Consider the following 1,134-nt stretch of genomic DNA (forward strand, 5'->3'; position numbering starts at 1 on the left):
TTGTCCCCGTGATTGTTCCCGCAGTCACTCGTCCTAAATTCGCACTAATCGCCGCCAAATTCGAGACATTCAGTAATTCAGCAGTCAATGACCTTGTGGCGATATGGTTAGCATTAAGGGATTTTGTCGCAACGTGTCTTGCGCCAATCACCCCCGCTGCAATTTCATTCGCGGTGACTGAATCTGCAGCGAGTTGTTCCGTCGTGACAGTTTTCGTGACAATCGATCCACCGTGAATTGCCGTTACACCGGCATTTTGCCAAGGGCTTGGTTCTCGGGTGTGTTCGGTACATTCTTCAAGCATTGGGCGGGCTACATAAAAGTCTGCGTAAGTTTGATTTTTCGCATAATGATTAACCCATATTACTAATAAAATTTTACCTGTATCCGGTGCTTTAAATTTCACAAAGAGGCGTTTTGCATTTTGTCCCAATCCTTTCGCAAATTCTCCCGTAGGTGCCACAATAAAATCACTCGGTCTATTGTGAACATCACCTTGACCGGCAATCGCCGTCATTGCTATCGCACCTTGATATTCCCCTTCATCATGATGATATTTTTCAACAATTAATTGTCTGGCACAATGAAAGCCCCCCACATAGACACTAGCGATATACCATTTATTTGCTACTACATTGACAAATTGGCGGCATACATCAACCCAAGATCTTCTTTCAGCCAAGGTATTAAATTGTGCTTGTGTTCCGCTTATCTTAATTAATCGCCAAGCTTCATTGACTTCGCCTTTAGGATGATAGTCATTTTGATGATAGGTTCTTTCAATTGCGGTTGTATTTGGACAACCATTCCAATCGCCACCTTTGGCATTTGCATCACGCCAACCATAGCCTTGATTCGCAAAAATCGGGTTATACAAGAGATTGCCACCCAACCCAATTGCCAATTTATCTGCCGTCAATTCCCCTGCGGCAACGTGATTCGCGCGTACTGCGCCGGCTTGTAAAGCCGCTGCACTGATGGAATCAGCCGCCATTTTTCGGGCGGTAATGCCGCCATCGGCAATCAGTTCGCCATTGAGTACCGTTTTTCCGTTTTCGACACGCAACATCGGTTTTGGCGAACCATCTTGGGCATTTTTCACCACTTGAAAACGATCAGCCATCACAATAACCG

The 1,134-nt window shown here is 45.3% G+C and carries 1 protein-coding gene; it reads right to left on the reverse strand.

The genetic code is table 11. The features are described from left to right. The coding region (locus BKK54_RS12085) for a phage tail tip fiber protein (RefSeq protein WP_432213704.1) at nt 1–1,134 on the reverse strand (1,134 nt) is incomplete at both ends.

The sequence above is a fragment of the Rodentibacter genomosp. 1 genome, assembly GCF_001999285.1.
GTDB lineage: Bacteria > Pseudomonadota > Gammaproteobacteria > Enterobacterales > Pasteurellaceae > Rodentibacter.